At 42.8% G+C, this 19,167-nt stretch carries 17 protein-coding genes; 11 read left to right on the forward strand and 6 right to left on the reverse strand.

Annotated elements, in window-relative coordinates; all coding sequences use genetic code 11:
* Positions 1–14: 14 nt before the first annotated feature.
* The 4 genes from NTX44_15490 to NTX44_15505 form a co-directional block, all read right to left on the reverse strand.
* Entirely contained in the window at positions 15–857 is an 843-nt protein-coding gene (locus NTX44_15490) for a hypothetical protein (protein MCX6123015.1), read from the reverse strand.
* Between the two features lie 108 nt (positions 858–965).
* Positions 966–1,484 (reverse strand): ATP-binding protein, encoded by a 519-nt coding sequence (locus tag NTX44_15495; protein ID MCX6123016.1) that lies wholly within the window; start codon positions 1,482–1,484, stop codon positions 966–968.
* A 174-nt stretch (positions 1,485–1,658) separates the two neighbouring features.
* A complete protein-coding gene (locus NTX44_15500; protein ID MCX6123017.1) occupies positions 1,659–3,185 on the reverse strand; it encodes an amino acid permease in 1,527 nt (508 codons plus the stop codon).
* Positions 3,186–3,479: 294 nt separating this feature from the next.
* Positions 3,480–3,839, reverse strand: coding sequence for a hypothetical protein (locus tag NTX44_15505; GenBank protein MCX6123018.1), 360 nt, complete (start codon positions 3,837–3,839; stop codon positions 3,480–3,482).
* Positions 3,840–3,975: 136 nt separating this feature from the next.
* Between NTX44_15505 and NTX44_15510 the strand changes: the two genes are divergently transcribed.
* The 10 genes from NTX44_15510 (at position 3,976) to NTX44_15555 (ending at position 14,956) form a co-directional block, all read left to right on the forward strand.
* Positions 3,976–5,160 carry a D-alanine--D-alanine ligase gene (locus tag NTX44_15510; GenBank protein MCX6123019.1) on the forward strand — a complete coding sequence of 395 codons (1,185 nt, stop codon included), beginning with the start codon at positions 3,976–3,978 and terminating at the stop codon, positions 5,158–5,160.
* Between the two features lie 11 nt (positions 5,161–5,171).
* Complete coding sequence (locus NTX44_15515) at positions 5,172–5,516, forward strand: septum formation initiator family protein (GenBank protein ID MCX6123020.1); 345 nt, start codon at positions 5,172–5,174, stop codon at positions 5,514–5,516.
* Positions 5,517–5,624: 108 nt separating this feature from the next.
* Positions 5,625–6,950 carry a replication-associated recombination protein A gene (locus tag NTX44_15520; protein ID MCX6123021.1) on the forward strand — a complete coding sequence of 442 codons (1,326 nt, stop codon included), beginning with the start codon at positions 5,625–5,627 and terminating at the stop codon, positions 6,948–6,950.
* Positions 6,951–6,953: 3 nt separating this feature from the next.
* The gene (locus NTX44_15525) at positions 6,954–7,229 is read left to right on the forward strand and encodes a hypothetical protein (GenBank protein MCX6123022.1); all 276 of its coding nucleotides are present in this window, start codon (positions 6,954–6,956) and stop codon (positions 7,227–7,229) included.
* A 275-nt stretch (positions 7,230–7,504) separates the two neighbouring features.
* Entirely contained in the window at positions 7,505–9,907 is a 2,403-nt protein-coding gene (locus tag NTX44_15530) for a caspase family protein (protein MCX6123023.1), read from the forward strand.
* A gap of 24 nt (positions 9,908–9,931) precedes the next feature.
* Complete coding sequence (locus NTX44_15535; GenBank protein MCX6123024.1) at positions 9,932–10,627, forward strand: DUF4384 domain-containing protein; 696 nt, start codon at positions 9,932–9,934, stop codon at positions 10,625–10,627.
* Between the two features lie 22 nt (positions 10,628–10,649).
* Positions 10,650–12,596, forward strand: a complete 1,947-nt coding sequence (locus NTX44_15540) for an adenylate/guanylate cyclase domain-containing protein (GenBank protein ID MCX6123025.1) — start codon at positions 10,650–10,652, stop codon at positions 12,594–12,596.
* A 72-nt stretch (positions 12,597–12,668) separates the two neighbouring features.
* The gene (gene hpnC, locus NTX44_15545; GenBank protein MCX6123026.1) at positions 12,669–13,547 is read left to right on the forward strand and encodes a squalene synthase HpnC; all 879 of its coding nucleotides are present in this window, start codon (positions 12,669–12,671) and stop codon (positions 13,545–13,547) included.
* 9 nt (positions 13,548–13,556) lie between these two features.
* Positions 13,557–14,441, forward strand: coding sequence for a presqualene diphosphate synthase HpnD (gene hpnD / locus NTX44_15550; GenBank protein MCX6123027.1), 885 nt, complete (start codon positions 13,557–13,559; stop codon positions 14,439–14,441).
* Between the two features lie 131 nt (positions 14,442–14,572).
* On the forward strand, positions 14,573–14,956 hold the full coding sequence (locus NTX44_15555; GenBank protein ID MCX6123028.1) for a MerR family transcriptional regulator: 384 nt from the start codon (positions 14,573–14,575) through the stop codon (positions 14,954–14,956).
* A gap of 96 nt (positions 14,957–15,052) precedes the next feature.
* On the opposite strand, the gene ettA is transcribed toward NTX44_15555, so the two are convergent.
* The gene (gene ettA, locus NTX44_15560; protein ID MCX6123029.1) at positions 15,053–16,726 is read right to left on the reverse strand and encodes an energy-dependent translational throttle protein EttA; all 1,674 of its coding nucleotides are present in this window, start codon (positions 16,724–16,726) and stop codon (positions 15,053–15,055) included.
* Between the two features lie 7 nt (positions 16,727–16,733).
* Positions 16,734–17,417 carry a phosphoribosylanthranilate isomerase gene (locus NTX44_15565; GenBank protein MCX6123030.1) on the reverse strand — a complete coding sequence of 228 codons (684 nt, stop codon included), beginning with the start codon at positions 17,415–17,417 and terminating at the stop codon, positions 16,734–16,736.
* A gap of 127 nt (positions 17,418–17,544) precedes the next feature.
* Here NTX44_15565 and NTX44_15570 point away from each other — a divergent pair, with 127 nt between their 5' ends.
* A complete protein-coding gene (locus NTX44_15570) occupies positions 17,545–19,026 on the forward strand; it encodes a tetratricopeptide repeat protein (protein ID MCX6123031.1) in 1,482 nt (493 codons plus the stop codon).
* Positions 19,027–19,167: the final 141 nt, after the last annotated feature.

A 19,167-nucleotide genomic window follows, 5' to 3' on the forward strand; every position in this document is an offset into this window, starting at 1 on the left:
TTATATAGGAAAAATTATGCCCAATATGGTATATAATAGGCATACTTTTTAGAGGCACTATCGGGATCTAATAACTTTATAAATTTTGCTTTAATTGTATCTGAAATAATTCTAGACGCAATAGGATAATTTTGATCCGAAATTTTAAATCGTTCTCTAATAGTTTGATTGCTCATTTTTTGATTTGAAACATATTTCAATACACAGTGTTGATAACAAGCACGAATTTTATCTTCTTTACCCATTTCTGAAAATGGTTTAGGGGCGTATAGTACGGCTTTTAGATAATCTTCTGTTTCACCTAAAAAATCTGGTGCAGGTAATTGAAATATTTCGGAATATGCAACTACTTTGTCGATACCGCTTCCTCGTTCTTCACACATTTTTATTCTTCGCATAAATGAAGCAAGGACTTCGTTTCTTGACTTTGGGGGATAGTCTATAAACCTCATTGTACTAATTAGAGGGCGGCCTGGATTAGTTATTTCAATTCTATCAGAAAAAATTTCAACTATTGGTCCTGTTCCTGTAACATAAAAATCTTGATGTATGAGAGCGTTTGCTACTAGTTCTCGAATAGCAATTTCTGGGTAAACTTTAACTTCTTCTCTTAATGCTTGTCTAATTACTTCGTTGGAAGGTAATTGATCGTTGATATATTTTATTAATCCTTCAAAGCCACTCGCATAACCCTTCTTTCCAATCTGTTCTTTCTTCGTTTGAAGTCTATTGTTTCCTTGATATTGTATTACGCGAATTGATTTTCTTTTCAATTTATCAAATCGTTCTATATCTGTAGCAAAAAGAATTGCTCCAAGGTTAGTGACACGAAATTTAATTCCATCTCTTTTAATCATTTTTTCAGATAGTAATCCATCTAAAATACTATCCTGAGTTTGCGGTAAACTACGACCTAATAACTTGAAGAAAGATATATGATCTATCCATTCTAAGATTTCGTTTTCTTATAAGAGATTCGTCGCTTCTTCATCCTCGAACTTTTCATGAGAAGAAGATGAGATACAACGTGCTACTTCTGATTTTGACATTTTACGTGTCTGACCAGCTGATCGTATAAACGATTCGAATGGTGATTTTCCCCGTAAATGTATGGGTTTCTCTTTACTTTCTTCAATATAAACGAATAAAAGAGGGATTTTTTGCACAGTAATAATTGCATGATCAATGGTGACAGAGGGCTCGACATTTTGGCGAGCGATATTCCCGAGTTTTTTTATTATTTCCGTTGTAATGTCTTGCTCTACACCAGATAACTTCCCGTCGTTATTAACACCAAACACAATGAATCCACCATCCGCATAATTAGCTAAAGAAGAGATGTGTTCAGCAACTCTTTCAGATTTGTCAGAAAGGGTAGTTTTCCAATCAATTTCATTAAGTTCTTGTGGAATTGGAATTAAACTCTTTTCAAGTAATCCGATTGCCCTTTTTTCCCATATTTTAGCGGTTTCGTAATTGTCCATTGTTACATAACCATTACATAAGAAATGGTGTGTTTGGTATAGCAATAATTAGGTATTCTTACGAAATTATCTCCAAGTGTTACATAAGTGATATATAGAAATTATAACTTCATAAAAATATAGGCATTTTGACGATTTTTTCATAAGTAATTATTATTAAGACATTCGTTTTTCTTACTTAATGGCTTCTGCTTCCGGTACTACTACTTCTCCTCTACGTATCCGTGCCGTCACGCAATGGCGTCTTCCATAGCTGAAGTAGATAAGAAATCCAATTCCCAGCCAAATAAACAAACGCCACCAATTTTCAACAGGGAGAGAAAACATCAGGATGAGACAGCAGATAATACCGGCGATTGGTACGAAAGGGGACCAGGGTGCGCGGAAGGGCCGTTCGGCGTTTGGATGTGTTTTCCGCATGATCAGTACCGCCGTGCAGACAATAACAAACGCAAGGAGTGTCCCGATGTTGGTCAACTCGGCAAGTATGCGAAGTGGAAGCAATGTCGCCATCGCGGCTACAAAGAGTCCAGTGAGAATCGTTGATTTCCATGGTGTCCGGAATTTCGGATGCACTGCACCAAAAAAGCTTTCCGGCACCATTCCATCACGCGCCATTGCCAAGAGAACCCGCGGCTGGCTGAGCATCATCACTAACAAGACAGATGTTATACCGGTGATCGCACCTATATCAATAAGACGTTGCGCCATCGGCAATCCTTTTTGTGCGAATGCATTGGCAACCGGTGCGTTAATATCGATTTTGTCGTAAGGAACCATTCCTGTCAGAACTGCACTCACGGCAATATACAACACAGTGCAAATAAGGAGCGATGTGATAATACCGATAGGGACATCGCGTTGCGGATTTCGCGCTTCTTCTGCGTGTGTGGAAACCGAATCGAAACCAATGTATGCAAAAAAGATTATTGCTGCGCCGGCAAGCATCCCGAGTGGAACACCATCTGCGCTGGTTTGTCCGAACAACGTATGGCCAAAGAAACTGATTCCTGTATAACCGAATGGAGCAAACGGTTTCCAATTATTTGGATCGATATAAAATACACCAACGACAATCACAAACAATACAATGACTAATTTGACCGCAACCATCGTTGTATTGAAGACAGCACTTTCTCTGATTCCTTTTATTAAAATGAGTGTGATGATTGCTGTAATGATGATAGCCGTGAGGTCAAAATACGATCCAGTAGCAAAGAAATGATTTGTTGCTGTATCAAAATCAATCGGCGCGGTAGAAAGTGAAAATGGAATAACTATACCGAAACTTTTGAGAAGATCCTGAAAATGAGCAGACCATCCATGCGCCACCGCTGCTGAAGCGACAGCATATTCGAGAACTAAATCCCAACCGATGATCCACGCAAATAATTCACCAAGCGTCGCATAAGCGTATGTATATGCAGAACCGGCGACAGGAGCCATCGAAGCAAATTCCGCATAACAAAGCGCGGCAAAAATGCATGCCACACCTGATGCCGCAAACGAGAGAATCAGTGCAGGACCGGCTTTATCATGGGCGCCGACACCTGTGAGAACGAAAATGCCTGTACCGATAATAGCTCCGACACCGAGACTCGTCAGTGTTACCGGACCTAGTACGCGGCGCAGGCGATTTTCTCCTTTCATCTCTTCGAGGAGGAGTGATAATGGTTTCTTGGCAAAGAAGGAACTACTCATGAAATCTTCCTCCACGGGTTAGTAAGAAGTGATATTAAAATAGTAACACCTTAAGTATATAGAGGAGAACTATTGTTCCGACTATAAATCCGATAATTCCAAGGGCAACTTGTTTGCCTGATTGTTCCGGTTGAAGCTGTTGCTGATCGTTCATTATGAATCTCCTGTTCTTAATATTTTGAATACCATGTTTGTGTGGAAGCCGGATATCTCTTCCTTGTTCCGCATAAAATAGCCCTTGTCCGAAGAACGCATTGTTCACGGGTAAAGGGATGGTACATGTGTCAAGGAGATTCACAGATATGAAGACGTTGTTTGTGTATAGAGTAACGAATGTGTCAGTATTCGCGCATACGCCAAAGAAGAATGTTCAAGTGTTGTAAAGATTCGAACATGTTTTTCGAATACTGGTTCATGGATAAGAATTGTAAGGATTTCTGAATATTCCGGTGCCGACTTAGAAAGAATCCTTGGAGAAGCTGATGGAACTGGATTGATAGGCAGGATTCTTTGTGTTGGAGAAGATGCAGGCGTAGCGTCAATATCCATTGCAGGAATCGAAATGATCATTGCTATCCAAAGAAGTATAATATTGAGAGAGCAAAGAGCACGATTGTGCCGCAGCCGGACGATATAATGATTATTCTTTCTCATGAGAATTACGAAAAACTACCGAGTTTTCCATCGAAACGCAATGATAAAACTGAAGGAGATGCGGATTTGTGTTCATTGCACCTCTCCTCTCTTTTCCATATCATATTCCATGAAAAACATGAACAACTTGTTCTGAATGACGAGTGACAAATTACTCATGACGAATAACAAGATACCAAACACTCATCAGCAATCATTAATTTCTCAACGCATTCGTGTTGGTGTAATTTTCGGCGGACGATCAGTAGAGCACGAGGTTTCGCTCGTTTCAGCGGCTTCTGTTATCAATGCCCTTGATAAAGATAAGTACGAAGTTATTCCTATCGGTATTGCATCAACAGGGCAATGGCTCAGCTCCAACGAAACACTACGTCTGCTGAAAGAAAAACAACCAATTGAACTTGAACAGGAACAATGGCTTGTCCCGGATCCGCGCAAGCAATCTTTGGTTGCCATCAAGGATGGCGGCAGTGTTGGAAAAGCACTCGATGTCATATTTCCTGTCGTGCATGGTAAATTCGGTGAAGATGGAGCGCTGCAGGGTTTATTAGAACTTGCCGATATCCCCTATGTTGGTCCTGGAGTGCTTGGCTCGGCAGTGGGGATGGACAAGGTAATTCAGAAAGAATTATTGATCCGGGCAAAGATTCCAACTGCACCGAGTATCTGGTTTTCACTTGAAGAGTACAAAACGCGGCATAAAAAAATAGTTACAGAGATTGAACGAACGTTGAAGTATCCGCTTTTTGTTAAACCCTCAAACTCCGGTTCAAGCATTGGTATTAACAAAGCGCATAATCGCAAAGAACTGCTGCTCTCAATAGATGTCGCCGCACAGTTTGATAGAAAGATTTTAGTGGAACAGGGAATTAACAATGCACGCGAGATCGAATGCGGTGTTCTTGGCAACGACCGGCCTGTCGCTTCTGTGCCGGGTGAAATTGTTCCTTCAAACGAATTCTATGACTACGATGCCAAGTATGTGGACGATAAATCGGATGCTATCATTCCGGCAAAGCTGCCAAACGCTGTTGTGAAAAAGATACAGCAGTATGCGCTTACTGCATTTCGTGTTTTGGATTGCGCCGGTATGGCACGCGTTGATTTTCTGGTGACTAAAAAGACAAATCGTATTTTTTTGAATGAGATCAACACCATTCCCGGCTTTACTTCTATCAGTATGTACCCAAAACTCTGGCAGGCGTCGGGAATATCATATTCTGCCTTGCTGGATAAATTGATTCAACTTGCCTTGGAACGTCACGAAGCAAAGACGAAACTCAAGACGACATACCAACCCAAAAATGATTGGTATAAATAAGTATCGATTTGATGGAAGATCAATTTTATAGAAATCTTCACCCCGAACGATTCCTCAAAAAAATTGCCAAAGGTGCTGCAAAGAACAAGAAACGTACGATTTTCCTCGTCATTCTCTTCCTGCTCTTTCTCTATCTTCTCTTCGACAATAAAGGCATTATTACGCGTCTTCGTCTCGAAGCGCAGCATCGCGAATGGATTGAGAAAGTAAAATCCGACAGTAGTGAAACCAAGCGCTTGCAGGAACAGATCAAGGCATTAGAGGGTGATAAGAAAACCATAGAAAAAACCGCCCGTGAAAAATACGGCATGGCACGCGAAGGTGAAACGGTGTATCAGGTGAAGAAAGATAAATAGCAATCAGCAATCAGTTGTCAGTTATCAGAAACAAAAATAATGAATCGATTACCCAATCACTAAATCATCAAATTTAAGTTCTTCATTCTTATATCATAAATCTTTAAAATGCCCGATTTATTCTTTAAAGAAGATCATCGTCATATGCATTCGCCGGCAGCGCCGTTAGCGGAACGTATTCGTCCAAAGACGCTGGAAGAATATGTCGGGCAGGATCACCTGACTCAACCAGGCAAACCGCTGCGCTTGATGTTGGAGCATGGCGAGGTGAGTTCGATGATTCTCTGGGGGCCGCCGGGAGTCGGCAAAACGACGCTTGCACGGCTTATTGCCAATCATGTAAAAGCCGAGTTTCATCAACTCAATGCTGTTGCCGCTGGGGTCAAAGATGTTCGTGAAATCATATCCCGCGCCGAGAAAAATTTAAGCCATTTCGATAAACGCACTATTCTTTTTATCGATGAGATTCACCGATTCAATAAAGCACAGCAGGATGCACTACTGCATTCCGTTGAAGAGGGAACGATCACACTCATTGGTGCAACAACTGAGAATCCATCATTCGAAGTGATATCTCCACTGCTTTCCCGCTGTCAGGTGTATGTGTTGGAATCGCTCGGCAGAGAAGCTCTGAACAAAATTCTCAATCAGGCATTGGCAAACGATTTAGTACTATCAAAACGAAAATTTGAAATTGCCGACCGTGAATTTCTTATGCTCCTTTCCGGAGGCGATGCGCGCAAACTGTTGAACGGATTGGAAAACTCAATTCGCCTGACAAAACCAAACTCTGACGGTTCTGTCACCATTACCAAACAAAAAATTGAAGAAGCATTCCAGCGAAAATTTACGCTTTACGATAAGGAAGGCGAACAACACTACGATATTATCTCGGCGTTTATTAAAAGCGTGCGTGGCAGCGACCCTGATGCGGCAATCTACTGGATGGCGCGAATGCTTGATGGCGGTGAAGATCCAAAATTCATTGCTCGCCGAATGATTGTACTTGCCTCGGAAGACATTGGAAACGCTGATGCATACGCCATCACGCTGGCAACTTCCTGTTTTACAGCCATCGATTATATCGGTATGCCGGAAGCACGGATTGTTCTGGCGCAGACGGCAGCATACCTTGCTTCGGCGCCCAAGAGCAATGCATCATATCTTGCTATTGACCAGGCATTAGCCGACGTGCGGAATCTTCCCAATCTTCCTGTGCCTCTTTCCATCCGCAACGCACCAACGAAACTGATGGATGAGCTTGGTTATGGAAAGGAATATAAATACAGTCATGATTTTCCAGGTCATTTTATTGAGCAGCAATTTCTCCCAGATAATTTGAAAGACAGACTCTATTACAAACCAGCCGATATTGGCAGAGAGAAAGATATTCGCGAACGGTTGAATAGGTGGTGGAAGAAAAAACAGAGATAAGCAATGTTGCCGGAACGTGAGCTTAATCATCAGGCCTCAAAATTTAAAACGCTCTTATTGAACGCAGATGATTCTGAAATACTTGCACATGCGGATGAACTGCTTTTATTTCTCAATCGCTTGCGGAATATTTCTCGCCGCAATTTAAAAGTGCAAACTCACCTCCGGTCAATCGACGACATCATGTACGGGCTTGAATCCAATCCAGAGGTAACTCTTCACGATAAAAGCGTTCTCGCACGTTTGCTCAATCGATTTATGAGGTTCTCCTTGCATTGATTGTAAATGGTTTGACAGAGATAGGATTCATCAAGAAGTGAACACTGCTTGACATTCACCCGAAAAATCTCGAACATTCATTCAGAACTATAACACTTCCTATCACAATATCTAGTAATATTTTTGTTGCATATAAAAATTCAGTTTCGAAATTTTATCACCTGAATGGCTTTTTCGACAAACAAGGAGCGGTATTTTAGCACTTGATACGCAACACATAAAAATTCTGGGTTAATTATTATTATAGAGTGTCGTTTATGAAGAAGGGGTGTGCTATGAAACGAAGAATGGTTCTCGGTATATTATGGGCGGGAATAATCGCCGCATCAGTTTCGTACTCCCAACAGGGAATATATGTTGAGCAGCTTCAATCTATCGATGCCGTTAAAAATTCTATTGATCTTTGTGCGGTTTCATTAAAAACGAACATGCTCGGAGTTATTTCGTCGGGAGGTGGTGTCAAACTCTATGATATTCCAGCACTCAAAGAGAAAACGATACTTACCTCCGTACCGTTACATGTGAACACCTTGTCATTTTCCGGTTCGGGACAAACCCTGGTACTCGGAGCTACGGATGGAAATGCATACGTGTTCAATATAAATGCTCCGACCGATCTCAAAAAATTATCTCCTCATTCACTCGGAATCACATCGATAGCATTTCTTGGTGAGAATTGGTTGTTTTCCACCGGCGTTGATAAAAAGGTGATTGTTACGGATGTGGTGAATGGAACCGAACTAGGATCCTTACCGGATTTTCAAGAAGATGTAACCGCAATAGCTGTTCATCCAGGCGCAAAGCATTTTACAGTTGGTTTGTCTTCCGGTAAGATTCAAGTGTATGCCGTTGCAAAATTAGAGTTGCAGAAAACCTTAGTCACCGGTAAAGATAAAATTTCAACGATCTGTTATAGTGCTGATGGAAAATTTCTTGCCGCTGGCGCTATCGATGGGACTGTCTACCTTTGGGATACACAAACAAGCGATTTAAAACTAAAGTATACTCAGAGAGGTTTGATCAGCTCCGTTGCATTCGATCCGAAATCACGCTGGCTTATTTCTACAGCAGCAGACAGTTCGCTCAAATTCTATGATCTTACAACGCTCTCTGCTGTTAAGACAATGATTGACCGTGATGGTTGTACTACGTATGCAGCATTCTTGAACGATGAAATACTTCTCACCAGCACAAGTACTGGTAAATTGAAGAGCTGGAAAATTACGTCAATTCCGCCTGATACGACAAATCCGAGGATTGTTCTGGAGCATACGGCCGATACGACTATCGCTAAAGTGTATGGCCGAGAGTATGAAATCCATGGCGTAGTGTTTGATGATTCAGAGTTGAAAGAAGCCATGTTCAACGGAAAGCCGCTTATGCTGTCAGCGCTCACAACAAATGACACAGTCAAGATTCCGGCAGGAATGAAAGCCTTCAAGCACTTCAGCACGGTATTGAAATTGGATTCGGTAGGTATGATTCCATTTGAAATCAAAGTTGCAGACAACGCGAACCATTCCGTGAGCGAGAGAAGATTTGTTCAACGCCTTTCAAATGATCAGGCGGTGGAAGTCGAATCTCCGCTTATTAATTCAGAAACAGAATCGATGTCTGTTCCGGTAAAATTCAAGACATGGTTCGATGTCGCCTCATACTCGATCTCAGTAAACATGGTTGATATTGTAAATGGTCAAATACCAGAATTCAAAGTAGCGGGAGATGTCATTGCAGATGAAGTGCCGTTGGTAGCGGGATACAATCAGATTCAACTTTCTATTATGAGTAAAAGCGGCGATAAATTTTCCAAAACAATCGGTATTAATAGAAAAGCATCTGTTCTAGGAGATGCTCCAATCGTTTCTTCCGGTGCAAAAAAAGAACGTGTTAAAGGTTCCGGCCCGCAACATTGGGCGGTGGTAGTAGGTGTTTCAGAATATAAAAATCCAGGCATTCCAAGTTTAAAATATGCCGACAAGGATGCTGAAGCGCTTGCAGATTTCCTTCGCCGACCGGAAGGCGGTGGATATGATTCTGATCATATGCAAGTACTCCTCAATAAAGATGCAACACTCACAAATTTGAAGGCTGCACTCATTACCTTTTTGAACCAGGCGATAGATATGGACCTGGTTATTATCTATTTCGCCGGGCACGGTGCACCAGAACCGGCGAAGCCTTCTAATACGTATCTACTCACCTATGACACTGATCCAAACTCTCTTGGAACATCGGCTTTTCCTATGTGGGATATAGAAACTGTTTTAAAGCGGTACATCAGCGCAAAGCGTGTCGTCGTATTCAGCGATGCCTGCCATAGTGGTGCTATTAGTGTGAACTTTACCACGCGCGGCTTGGCAGATTCGGAACCTAATTTGGTGAACCAATATCTCGCAGATCTATCGAAAACAAAAGAAGGTATTGTAATATTTACTGCGAGTGCCGCAGGCGAAGTATCGCAGGAATTCCCGGACATGGGTCATGGCGCATTCACGTTTTATCTGCTCGAAGGTTTAGAAGGAAAAGCAGACTTTAACAACGATTACACGGTAACTATTAATGAATTGATGCAGTACGTAGAAGAGCAAGTGAAGCGCAAAACGCACGGCGCTCAGAATCCGACTCGCAGTCAGACTGAATACGACAAAGAGCTGACTATTTCGACTGTCCCTCATTGAAAATTTGAAGAAAGGATCTTACATATGCGATACTTTATTCTTCTTGCAGTTTTGTTAGGTTGTTTCGCAGTTGGATTTCGATCCAGTGAACAACCGGCGCCAGCTGTACCCCTCATTCAACAAACCGAAGCCAATATAGGGTTTGAATGGGCGTTTGGCGCACTTGTCGGTAAAAGCAAGACCATGGTCCCCATTACACACGACACAACACTGAAAAGCGGGGAAGAAATAAAAATGATGGTGAAGCTGACAAAGGATTGTTTTGTTTATTTGGTTCACCAGGATTCAAAAGGCGAGATAGAATTACTCTTTCCTTCCAAGATACAACAGTTCAAAACCGACTATGCAGTTAATAAAAATTACTACATTCCCAAAGGCCGCGGTTGGAGTGCCTTTGATAAAAATACCGGCAAAGAAGTTTTCTTTCTTATCGCTTCCACAGAGCGTTTACTTGATCTGGAAATAAAACTTGGTAATTATTTTTCTGCTGATACATCGAAGAAATTAACAATGGCGAGTGATATTGTATCGGAAATCCGCAGTGTGAGGAAGCGCTACTCAATATTTTCGACGCTTGCCGAAAAGCCAGTGACAATCGGAGGCAACATACGGGGAACAGAAAAAGTGGAAGGTGCACGACGTCCCGATGTGGCGGACATTGCTACACATATAACCGCGAACAACTTCTACAGCAAAACCATCACCATTGACCACCAGTAAAAAGCGACCCCTGAGGGACACGATGTTTATCATCGTGTCTTCTCTCGTGTTTGGACATCTTATCTTTTGGTTACTGCCGAATGTCTTTGAAACATGGAACTCACAGGCGTTCGACCAGATGTTTGTACTTCGAACGAAATACTTTTTGTCCCGCATTCCGTACGACAATACAATTATTCACGTCAGTGAAACAGACAGTAGTATTCAAGTGCTGTCGGGTGGCACATATATTTCACGCCGCCAGTATGGACAAATCATAAAGAATATTGGCGATATGCAGGCTGCTGCCCAAATTTGGGATTATATTGTTCTTGGACTAAAACCGACAGAAGAAGATTCGTTCTACATTGCTTGTATCAAATCGGCGGGAAATGTTTATTATGGAATGATGCTCGATTTCAAAGACAAGCCTCTTATGCAAAAACCACCACGTCCTGCGTTTTATTGGGAATATCTTTCAAAGACCAAATGGAAAGTAAAAGTAGACGGTGATATCAGCAGAATGTACTTCGGTGAGAATCCTTTAATGACATTCAAAGAAGTCGCATTTGCATCTCGGGGATTAGGCTACCTGACCTACCGCCATGATCCCGATGGTGTGATTCGCCGTGCCCCCCTCTTAATAAGATATGAAGATGGATTTTATCCAAGTTTTCCATTTCGTACAATTTGCGATTACCTGCATGTAAAACCGGAACAGGTTATCCTGCAACCGGGGAAAAGCATTACGCTCACAGGTGCTTTCCGCCCCGGTCAACATCCCCATGACATAATTATACCAGTTGATGATCGATGTAATATTATCGTGAATTATGTCGGTCCATGGGGTACAATGATAGACTATAAGATGGTTCAGATTTATAATGTGTCTCAAGATCAGGATATGATGGAATACGATTGGAAGCCATTATTTAAAGATAAGATTGTAGTAGTAAATTCGGCATCGACCGGTGCTTCAGACATCCAAAACGTGCCGGGAGATAACGCGTATCCCTTAGGTGGATTGCATGCAAATGTGATGCACACAATCCTGACTGAAAATTTCTTGAAGGAAGCGAATCCCATTGAAAAAATAGGTGTTGAAATTCTTCTTCTGGTAATCATTGGTGTTTTAGCAGTAAAATTCTCTTCACGCGGTCTCTGGGTCGGCGCTGTACTTTTGCTTATAGGATATATTATACTTGTCACAACGGCATTTCTGTATGGCAATCTTATCGTTAATTTGGTGCGGCCTATTCTTATCACGGGCACAGCTGTATTTTGTGTGCTTGTCTATCGATTTATCAATGAAGAACGGGAAAAAGAAGCAACACAAAGATCGTTTGAAGCATATTTGCCGCCATCGGTAGTCAAACGCCAGTTGGCACATCCGGAATCTATCTTCGAGGTTCAGAAGAAAGAACTTACGATCATGTTTACCGATATTAAGAGTTTTACAACCTATTCTTCTACAATGACGCCGGATCAAATTCAAAATTTTCTTGCTGAATATTTTGATGCAATGGTTCAAATAGTTTTCAAATATGAAGGCACCGTAGACAAATACATCGGAGATGGGCTCATGGTGTTCTTCGGCGCTCCCGAACCGCAGTTGGACCATGCCGTACGCGCTGTAAAAGCAGGAATCGAGATGCAGATAAAATGCCGCGAGTTGAAAGAGAAGTGGGTAAAGGAAGGATTGTTTCCACTAAAAATTCGTGTCGGCATCAATACGGGCGAGGTTGTGGTAGGAAATATGGGCACGCGGAAAAAACTTGCGTACACCGTTCTTGGCTCCGATGTCAACCTCGCCAATCGCCTCGAATCAAATGCGCCTGTTGAGGGGATTATGATATCCCGGCGTACCTATGAATTCGTAAAAGATTTTATACCAACAGTTCCGCACGAGCCTGTTCTCGTCAAAGGACTTGATACGCCCATTGAAGTGTATACTGTTCCGGTGGATGAAGTAGTTCCACCAAACGCTTGATTTTCCCACTGCCATTCTTCATATTGATTCAGTAGATGTATGTGTTCTGCGCATTTCATCGATCTCCTAAAAATGAACAATCCAAAACTTCATATCAAGGACAAATACTGGTCGGCGGAAGACGGCTTCCGTTACTGTGAAACAATTGCTCGCAGCCACTATGAAAATTTTCCTGTTGCCTCGCGCTTTGTTTCAAAAGAAATACGTAAGTATGTCTGGACAATTTACGCCTTTGCCCGCATTGCAGACGATTATGCCGATGAGCCTGGTTTTACTCTCGCCGAACGAATGGATAACTTAAATCAATGGGAGCAGGAGCTTAATGAATGTTATAACGGCAATCCTACGCACCGCGTGTTTGCTGCACTTGCTGAAACGGTGGAACGATTTCAAATTCCGCGTGAACTTTTCCAGAATCTTCTTTCTGCCTTCCGCGCAGATGTAACCGTGAACCGTTATGAAACGTATGAAGATGTACTTGCATATTGCCGCAACTCCGCCAATCCTATCGGAAGATTGCTCTTGCTGCTGTTCAATTATCGCAGTGAAACAATGATGCAGCTTTCAGATTCAATATGCACAGCATTACAATTGACAAATTTTTGGCAGGATATTTCGGTGGATTTACAGAAAGATCGTATTTACCTTCCCTTAGAAGAATTGACAGAATTTGAATATTCCGAACAAGATTTATTCAATCAAACGGTGGATGATCGCTTTCGTAATTTAGTGGCATTTCAAGTACGGCGCACAGCTGATCTTTTTGTTGAAGGAAAACCGCTCTTACCTATGGTTGGCAAGGATTTATCGATGGAATTGAAACTTACGTGGAACGGCGGCATGAAAATTTTACAAAAGATTCATAGTCAGAAGTATGACGTACTGACGAAACGCCCGGCACTTTCGGCGTTAGACAAACTAAGTATTCTCTTTCATTCATTTTTATCGTAACTTAAACACGTGCAAACAGCAACCTCCGTCATACCGGATTTCTCGCAGAATCGGAAGAGTAGTTTCTATTACTCCTTCCTCATTTTACCGCGCCCGAAACGCGACGCCATTGAAACCATTTATGCCTTTTGCCGATTCACCGACGACATTGTAGATGAAGCGGGAGACGAGAAAGAAAAGTATGCGCTGCTCCTGCAGTGGACAGAAGAGTTGCGGCGCTCGCTCTACGGAATCTCGCACTATTCACTGCTGAACAAACTTTCTGCCACTATCCAGCGATTCCATATTCCTATTGAACATTTTTATGAGTTGATTAAAGGAATGGAAATGGATTTGTTAAACAAGCGCTATGGTACGTTCTCCGAATTAGAACAATACTGCTACCGCGCTGCTTCGACGGTGGGATTGATTTGTGCGGAAGTATTTGGTTATAAGAACGAGAAAACGAAGCAGTATGCCATCAACCTTGGTATTGCATTACAGTTAACAAATATATTGCGGGATATAAAATCTGACGCTAAACGCGGACGTATATATTTGCCGCTTGAAGATTTGAGAAAGTTCGATTATTCCGAAGAGGATTTATTGAACCTTACATACAACGAACGATTTATCGAGCTGATGAAGTTTGAGTGTGAACGCGCTCATGAATATTTCCACCGCGCGAAGGCATGCCTCGCCGAAGAAGACAAACCGCTTTTCACTGCCGCTCGCACCATGGGGAATATCTATTATTTGCTTCTTCTCAGAATTGAGCGTGCACAGTATGATGTGTTTTCCAAGCGCATTCGATTATCATCACCGCTTAAGATTCTCGTCGCGATGGTTCTGCAGCTGCGGAAAAAGTTTCCAAAAAACTTTCACCGTTATGTGCACACGGAACTGCCTGCATAAACCGAGGTGAGGACAATTCGAAAGTTCTCTGAGAATAACTCTACGATGGCTCTCGAAGAGTTTCAAGATTGCAACTCAACGCAACATTTACTACTTTTCTATCGAATAACCGACCTATGAACGAGGCGTCCATGAAGAATACGAGCATCAAAAAACTTTACTATTCCATTAGCGAAGTCAGCAGAATTACAGGATTAGAGCAATATGTTTTACGCTATTGGGAAACAGAATTTCCCGAACTGAAGCCGGCGAAAAACCGCGCCGGCAACCGTATTTACACAAACAAAGATATTAAACTTATCATGCACATCAAGCAATTGCTGCGCGATGAGAAGTACACCATTGAAGGCGCAAAGCAGGTCATGAAAGAATTCACACCGGAGCCGGATACAGGAGAACAGCTCGAACTTCTCAACGTTCCGCAAAAGAAAAAAATTCAGGATGATGAAATAAAAAAAGAAATGGTCGAAGTAAAAGAATTTTTAGAAGAGATACTGGTCAGGTTGGAAAAGTAGTTGTCAGTGTTCTGTGATCACGTATGGGGAACTATAAGAATAGAATCCAAAATCTTCATCTCAATCTGCAAGCACCTATTTTCGAAATCTTTCCCATCAACCTCTTGTTAATCGTTTGTACTTAATCCTATGCGGCTGGTCGGCATCAATGCCGAGTTGTTTTTTGCGGTACTCTTCGTATTCAGAATAATTTCCGTCGAACCACACGACACTGCTGTCTCCTTCAAACGCAAGAATATGTGTTGCAACACGGTCGAGGAACCAGCGGTCATGCGAAATGACGACAGCACAGCCGGCAAAATTACTAAGCGCTTCTTCCAACGCACGCAATGTGTTCACATCAAGATCGTTCGTCGGTTCATCAAGCAGGAGTACGTTCGCTCCTTCTTTTAGTACTTTAGCAAGATGTACACGATTACGCTCTCCACCGGAGAGTTTGCCAACTGGTTTCTGCTGATCGGTCCCGCTGAAATTGAATCGTGCTACATAACCGCGTGAGTTCACCTCGCGATTACCGAGCATAATAAGATCTTCTCCTCCTGAGATTTCCTCCCAGATTGTTTTATCGGGATCGAGCGGCCTCATCTGATCGACGTAAGCGAGCTTTACAGTATCGCCAATTTTGATATCACCGGTATCTGTCTGTTCTTCTCCCGTGATGAGCTTGAACAGTGTGGTTTTGCCGGCTCCGTTTGGGCCAATAATACCAATAATACCGCCGGGTGGAAGAGCAAATTCCATGTTTTCAAATAGTAATCTCTCACCGAATGCTTTCGAAACGCCATGAGCTTCGATGACAACGTCGCCCAAACGTGGACCGGGCGGAATATATATTTCCATCTCTTCATCGCGCTTATCAGTTTGTTCAGCAAGCATCTTTTCATACGACGCGATGCGTGCTTTGCTCTTGGCGTGGCGGCCCTTCGGATTCAAGCGCACCCATTCTAATTCGCGCTGGAGAACCCGCTGACGCTTGGATTCCTGCTTCTCTTCCACTTCCAACCGGCGTTTCTTTTGATCCAGCCACGAAGAGTAGTTGCCTTCAAATGGAATACCTTCACCGCGATCGAGCTCTAATATCCATCCGGCTACATTGTCGAGGAAGTAGCGATCATGGGTCACCGCGATGACAGTGCCTTTGTATAAACCCAAATGGTGCTCCAGCCATGCGACAGATTCAGCATCGAGGTGGTTGGTCGGTTCGTCGAGTAACAACACATCCGGTTCTTGTAATAACAGACGGCAGAGCGCCACGCGTCTCCGTTCACCGCCGGAAAGAATATTTATCGACGTTTCTGGCGGCGGACAGCGCAGTGCATCCATTGCTTGTTCCAGTTTGCTGTCTAAATCCCATGCGTTGAAATGATCAATTTTTTCTTGAAGCTTGGATTGTTTTTCCAGTAACGTATCATAATCAGCCTCCGGTTCTGCAAGCTGGAGATTAACGGCTTCGTAGTCTTTTACAAGATTTACAATTTCTTGAACACCCTCTTCAACAATGTCCTTCACAGTTTTTGTTGGATCAAGTTCCGGTTCTTGCGAAAGAAAACCAAATGTAATTCCCTTTTGCGCCGTGATCTCACCAAGATAATCCTTGTCAATCCCGGCGATGATGCGCAGAAGCGTACTCTTACCGGCACCGTTCAATCCGAGTACACCAATCTTTGCACCATAGAAGAAAGAAAGGTAAATATCTTTTAAAATCTGGCGATTCGGTTTAACTACTTTACCGACGCCAATCATAGAAAAAATGATTTTGTTGTCGCTCATAGTGTTTTCATTGAATGTTTGAGAACAAAGCGGCAAGCTTTTGCGTATCAAGATGACCATTGGTACGAACACCGCTGCATACATCGAGAGCATAAGGATGAACTTGCTCGACTGCATCATGCACGTTATCCGGTTTCAACCCGCCGGCAAGGTAAATCGGAATATGAACACGTTCGCAGATACGCCTGCTAACAGACCAATCATGTGTGCGACCGGTACCTCCAAGTTCTTTCGTCGCCAGCGATGGATTACCTGAATCTAAAAGAACCGCATCTACATATGGAGCAATGACAGCAGCCTCCTGTATTGATGTATCTCCGCTGACATGGATCACCTGAACAATACGAATACCCGACAACGCTTGTCGAAGTATTGCGTAACCGGAGAGTGGAAAGGCATCTACTAATTGAATTGTATTAACAAATGTTTTTTGCTGTTGTGCGATAACAGCTTCCGGTTTTTGCTTACAGGTAAGAAGAAAAGTGTCTATACCGGTTGGAACATTCAGCGCAATCTCTCTTATGAGTTCTTCCGAAATCACGCCCGGGCCGCTTGGCATTTCAGATACTAAGCCAATCGCCGACGCGCCAAAACGAATTGCTGTTAGTGCTTCTTCAATACTGCCGATGCAACAGATTTTTACTCGCGGTTTTTGATATTCCATTTTCTTCAAAATAAATCTGCTTTTCATTGTGGCAATTTCGATGACAATATACGAAATTGTGGTGTGAGTAACTAAATTGAGGTTTACAATTCAAAAAAGGATTTACACTACAATACTAATTGCCGTATTTTTATTATCCGCTATTCGATGTAACTTGTCTGCACAGGAGCAAAAGAAACCACAGGCATTTCGAAGTTACGAATCGGTTTCGGTGCCACTGGTACTTCCCTCCACACTTGATCTTCAGTTACTCGAAGCATTCGTCCTGATGCAGAAAGCAAATGCCGGTGAATCGCCGGCACAGCACGAATTGGGATTACGCTACTTGTTCGGCAAAGGATTTCCAGCTGATACCGCAAAAGCAGCGTATTGGATTCAAAAGGCTGCAGATCAACATCTGCCGCTTGCGCAGTTCAATTTGGGTATTCTCTTGATGAATGGCCGCGGGGTTGAATGGAATCCATTTAAAGCGTTTGAAACCTTTCGTGCTGCAGCAGAGCAGGAAAATCCGGAAGCATTGTACGTGATGGGATTAATGTACACCGAAAAACTTATTGTGCCGCGGAGCTGGCCAAAAGCGTACGGCTTCTTTAAAAAAGCATCTGAACTCGGATCAGATGCAGCAAAGTTGACAAAGAAAGAAATGGAACGACGTGGACTGGATAAGACTGACACAACAAATATTGTGAATGCCCCAAAGGAACATTCAAACAGCAATGCAACTCGGTCGGCACCGATCGACACAGGATTCAGTCTCCTCTTTATTGATTTCCACACAGACACAACTTCAACAATCGAAGATACAACTCTTATTCACGAAGCGTACCAAGGAATTGACACACTCTCTCATGCGACACTCACGGAGAAGACCACAACAGTGAATATGGACTCAAGCGTTCAATCCTCATTGTCGCAAGCAGCAAAGTCAGGAAATCCGGAGGCACTCTGCCTGCTTGGGCGCTGCTACGAACGCGGACTCAATGTTCGGAAAGACATTATTCTTGCAAGCGTGTACTACCTGCGTGCGTTTATTCTAAACTCAAATCGAGCACCGGCATTGCTTTGGAAACTGATGAATACGGAAGATTTTGCACGGGAACTTGAATTGCGGTCTGCAAAAAATGACCCGGATGCACTTTATACATGGTCTGGGTTAACATCCATCGGTTTTAGTAAGATGTTAAATGAAAAACAGGCCTTTGATTTGCTCCAACGTGCAGCATCGCTGGGACATGTGCCTGCAATTGTTGAGTTAGGATCATGTTATTTTACCGGACGCTGGACGCAGCAAAATCGCGACAAAGCGGTTGAATTGTGGAACCAAGCTTCCGCATTAGGAAGTCTTGAAGCAGACATCCGTCTTGCGACGGCAAATATACTAGATCAAATACATACACAAACTTTAAGCGCAGCACTCGCTATTCTTCGCAGCACGGCAAAAGAAGGATCACTGCTTTCAGATCTCACGCTGGCACATTGCTATGAAACTGGAATTGGATTGACACAGAATAAGGGTGAAGCGTACCGCATCTTCCATAAATCGATACTGAGAGGAAGCGAGACAGCCTTTCTTGCTCTTCGCAGGATGCATGATGAGATCCGCCCGCCGGATAAAGATTTTCAAATGACCGATTAGCGCTCCCCATCACAACAACAATAAACTCGCCTTTTATTCATCTTGCTTCAAGAGTTGCCAAGCGGTACATTCAATTCGTTAAAAAGGATAACCAAGCATGAAATAGTGGGGCGCCATGTGCGTAGGATCTGTCAGGGAAAA

It is taken from the genome of Ignavibacteriales bacterium (genome assembly GCA_026390575.1).
In the GTDB taxonomy this organism is placed as follows: domain Bacteria; phylum Bacteroidota; class Ignavibacteria; order UBA10030; family UBA10030; genus Fen-1298.

Bases quoted from the DNA above. Each gene is read 5' to 3' on its own strand.
- NTX44_15490 (MCX6123015.1), bottom strand. From the start codon at position 857: ATGATTAAAAGAGATGGAATTAAATTTCGTGTCACTAACCTTGGAGCA.
- NTX44_15495 (MCX6123016.1), bottom strand. From the start codon at position 1,484: ATGGACAATTACGAAACCGCTAAAATATGGGAAAAAAGGGCAATCGGA.
- NTX44_15500 (MCX6123017.1), bottom strand. From the start codon at position 3,185: ATGAGTAGTTCCTTCTTTGCCAAGAAACCATTATCACTCCTCCTCGAA.
- NTX44_15505 (MCX6123018.1), bottom strand. From the start codon at position 3,839: ATGAGAAAGAATAATCATTATATCGTCCGGCTGCGGCACAATCGTGCT.
- NTX44_15510 (MCX6123019.1), top strand. From the start codon at position 3,976: ATGACGAGTGACAAATTACTCATGACGAATAACAAGATACCAAACACT.
- NTX44_15515 (MCX6123020.1), top strand. From the start codon at position 5,172: ATGGAAGATCAATTTTATAGAAATCTTCACCCCGAACGATTCCTCAAA.
- NTX44_15520 (MCX6123021.1), top strand. From the start codon at position 5,625: ATGCCCGATTTATTCTTTAAAGAAGATCATCGTCATATGCATTCGCCG.
- NTX44_15525 (MCX6123022.1), top strand. From the start codon at position 6,954: ATGTTGCCGGAACGTGAGCTTAATCATCAGGCCTCAAAATTTAAAACG.
- NTX44_15530 (MCX6123023.1), top strand. From the start codon at position 7,505: ATGAAACGAAGAATGGTTCTCGGTATATTATGGGCGGGAATAATCGCC.
- NTX44_15535 (MCX6123024.1), top strand. From the start codon at position 9,932: ATGCGATACTTTATTCTTCTTGCAGTTTTGTTAGGTTGTTTCGCAGTT.
- NTX44_15540 (MCX6123025.1), top strand. From the start codon at position 10,650: ATGTTTATCATCGTGTCTTCTCTCGTGTTTGGACATCTTATCTTTTGG.
- hpnC (MCX6123026.1), top strand. From the start codon at position 12,669: ATGAACAATCCAAAACTTCATATCAAGGACAAATACTGGTCGGCGGAA.
- NTX44_15555 (MCX6123028.1), top strand. From the start codon at position 14,573: ATGAAGAATACGAGCATCAAAAAACTTTACTATTCCATTAGCGAAGTC.
- ettA (MCX6123029.1), bottom strand. From the start codon at position 16,726: ATGAGCGACAACAAAATCATTTTTTCTATGATTGGCGTCGGTAAAGTA.
- NTX44_15565 (MCX6123030.1), bottom strand. From the start codon at position 17,417: ATGAAAAGCAGATTTATTTTGAAGAAAATGGAATATCAAAAACCGCGA.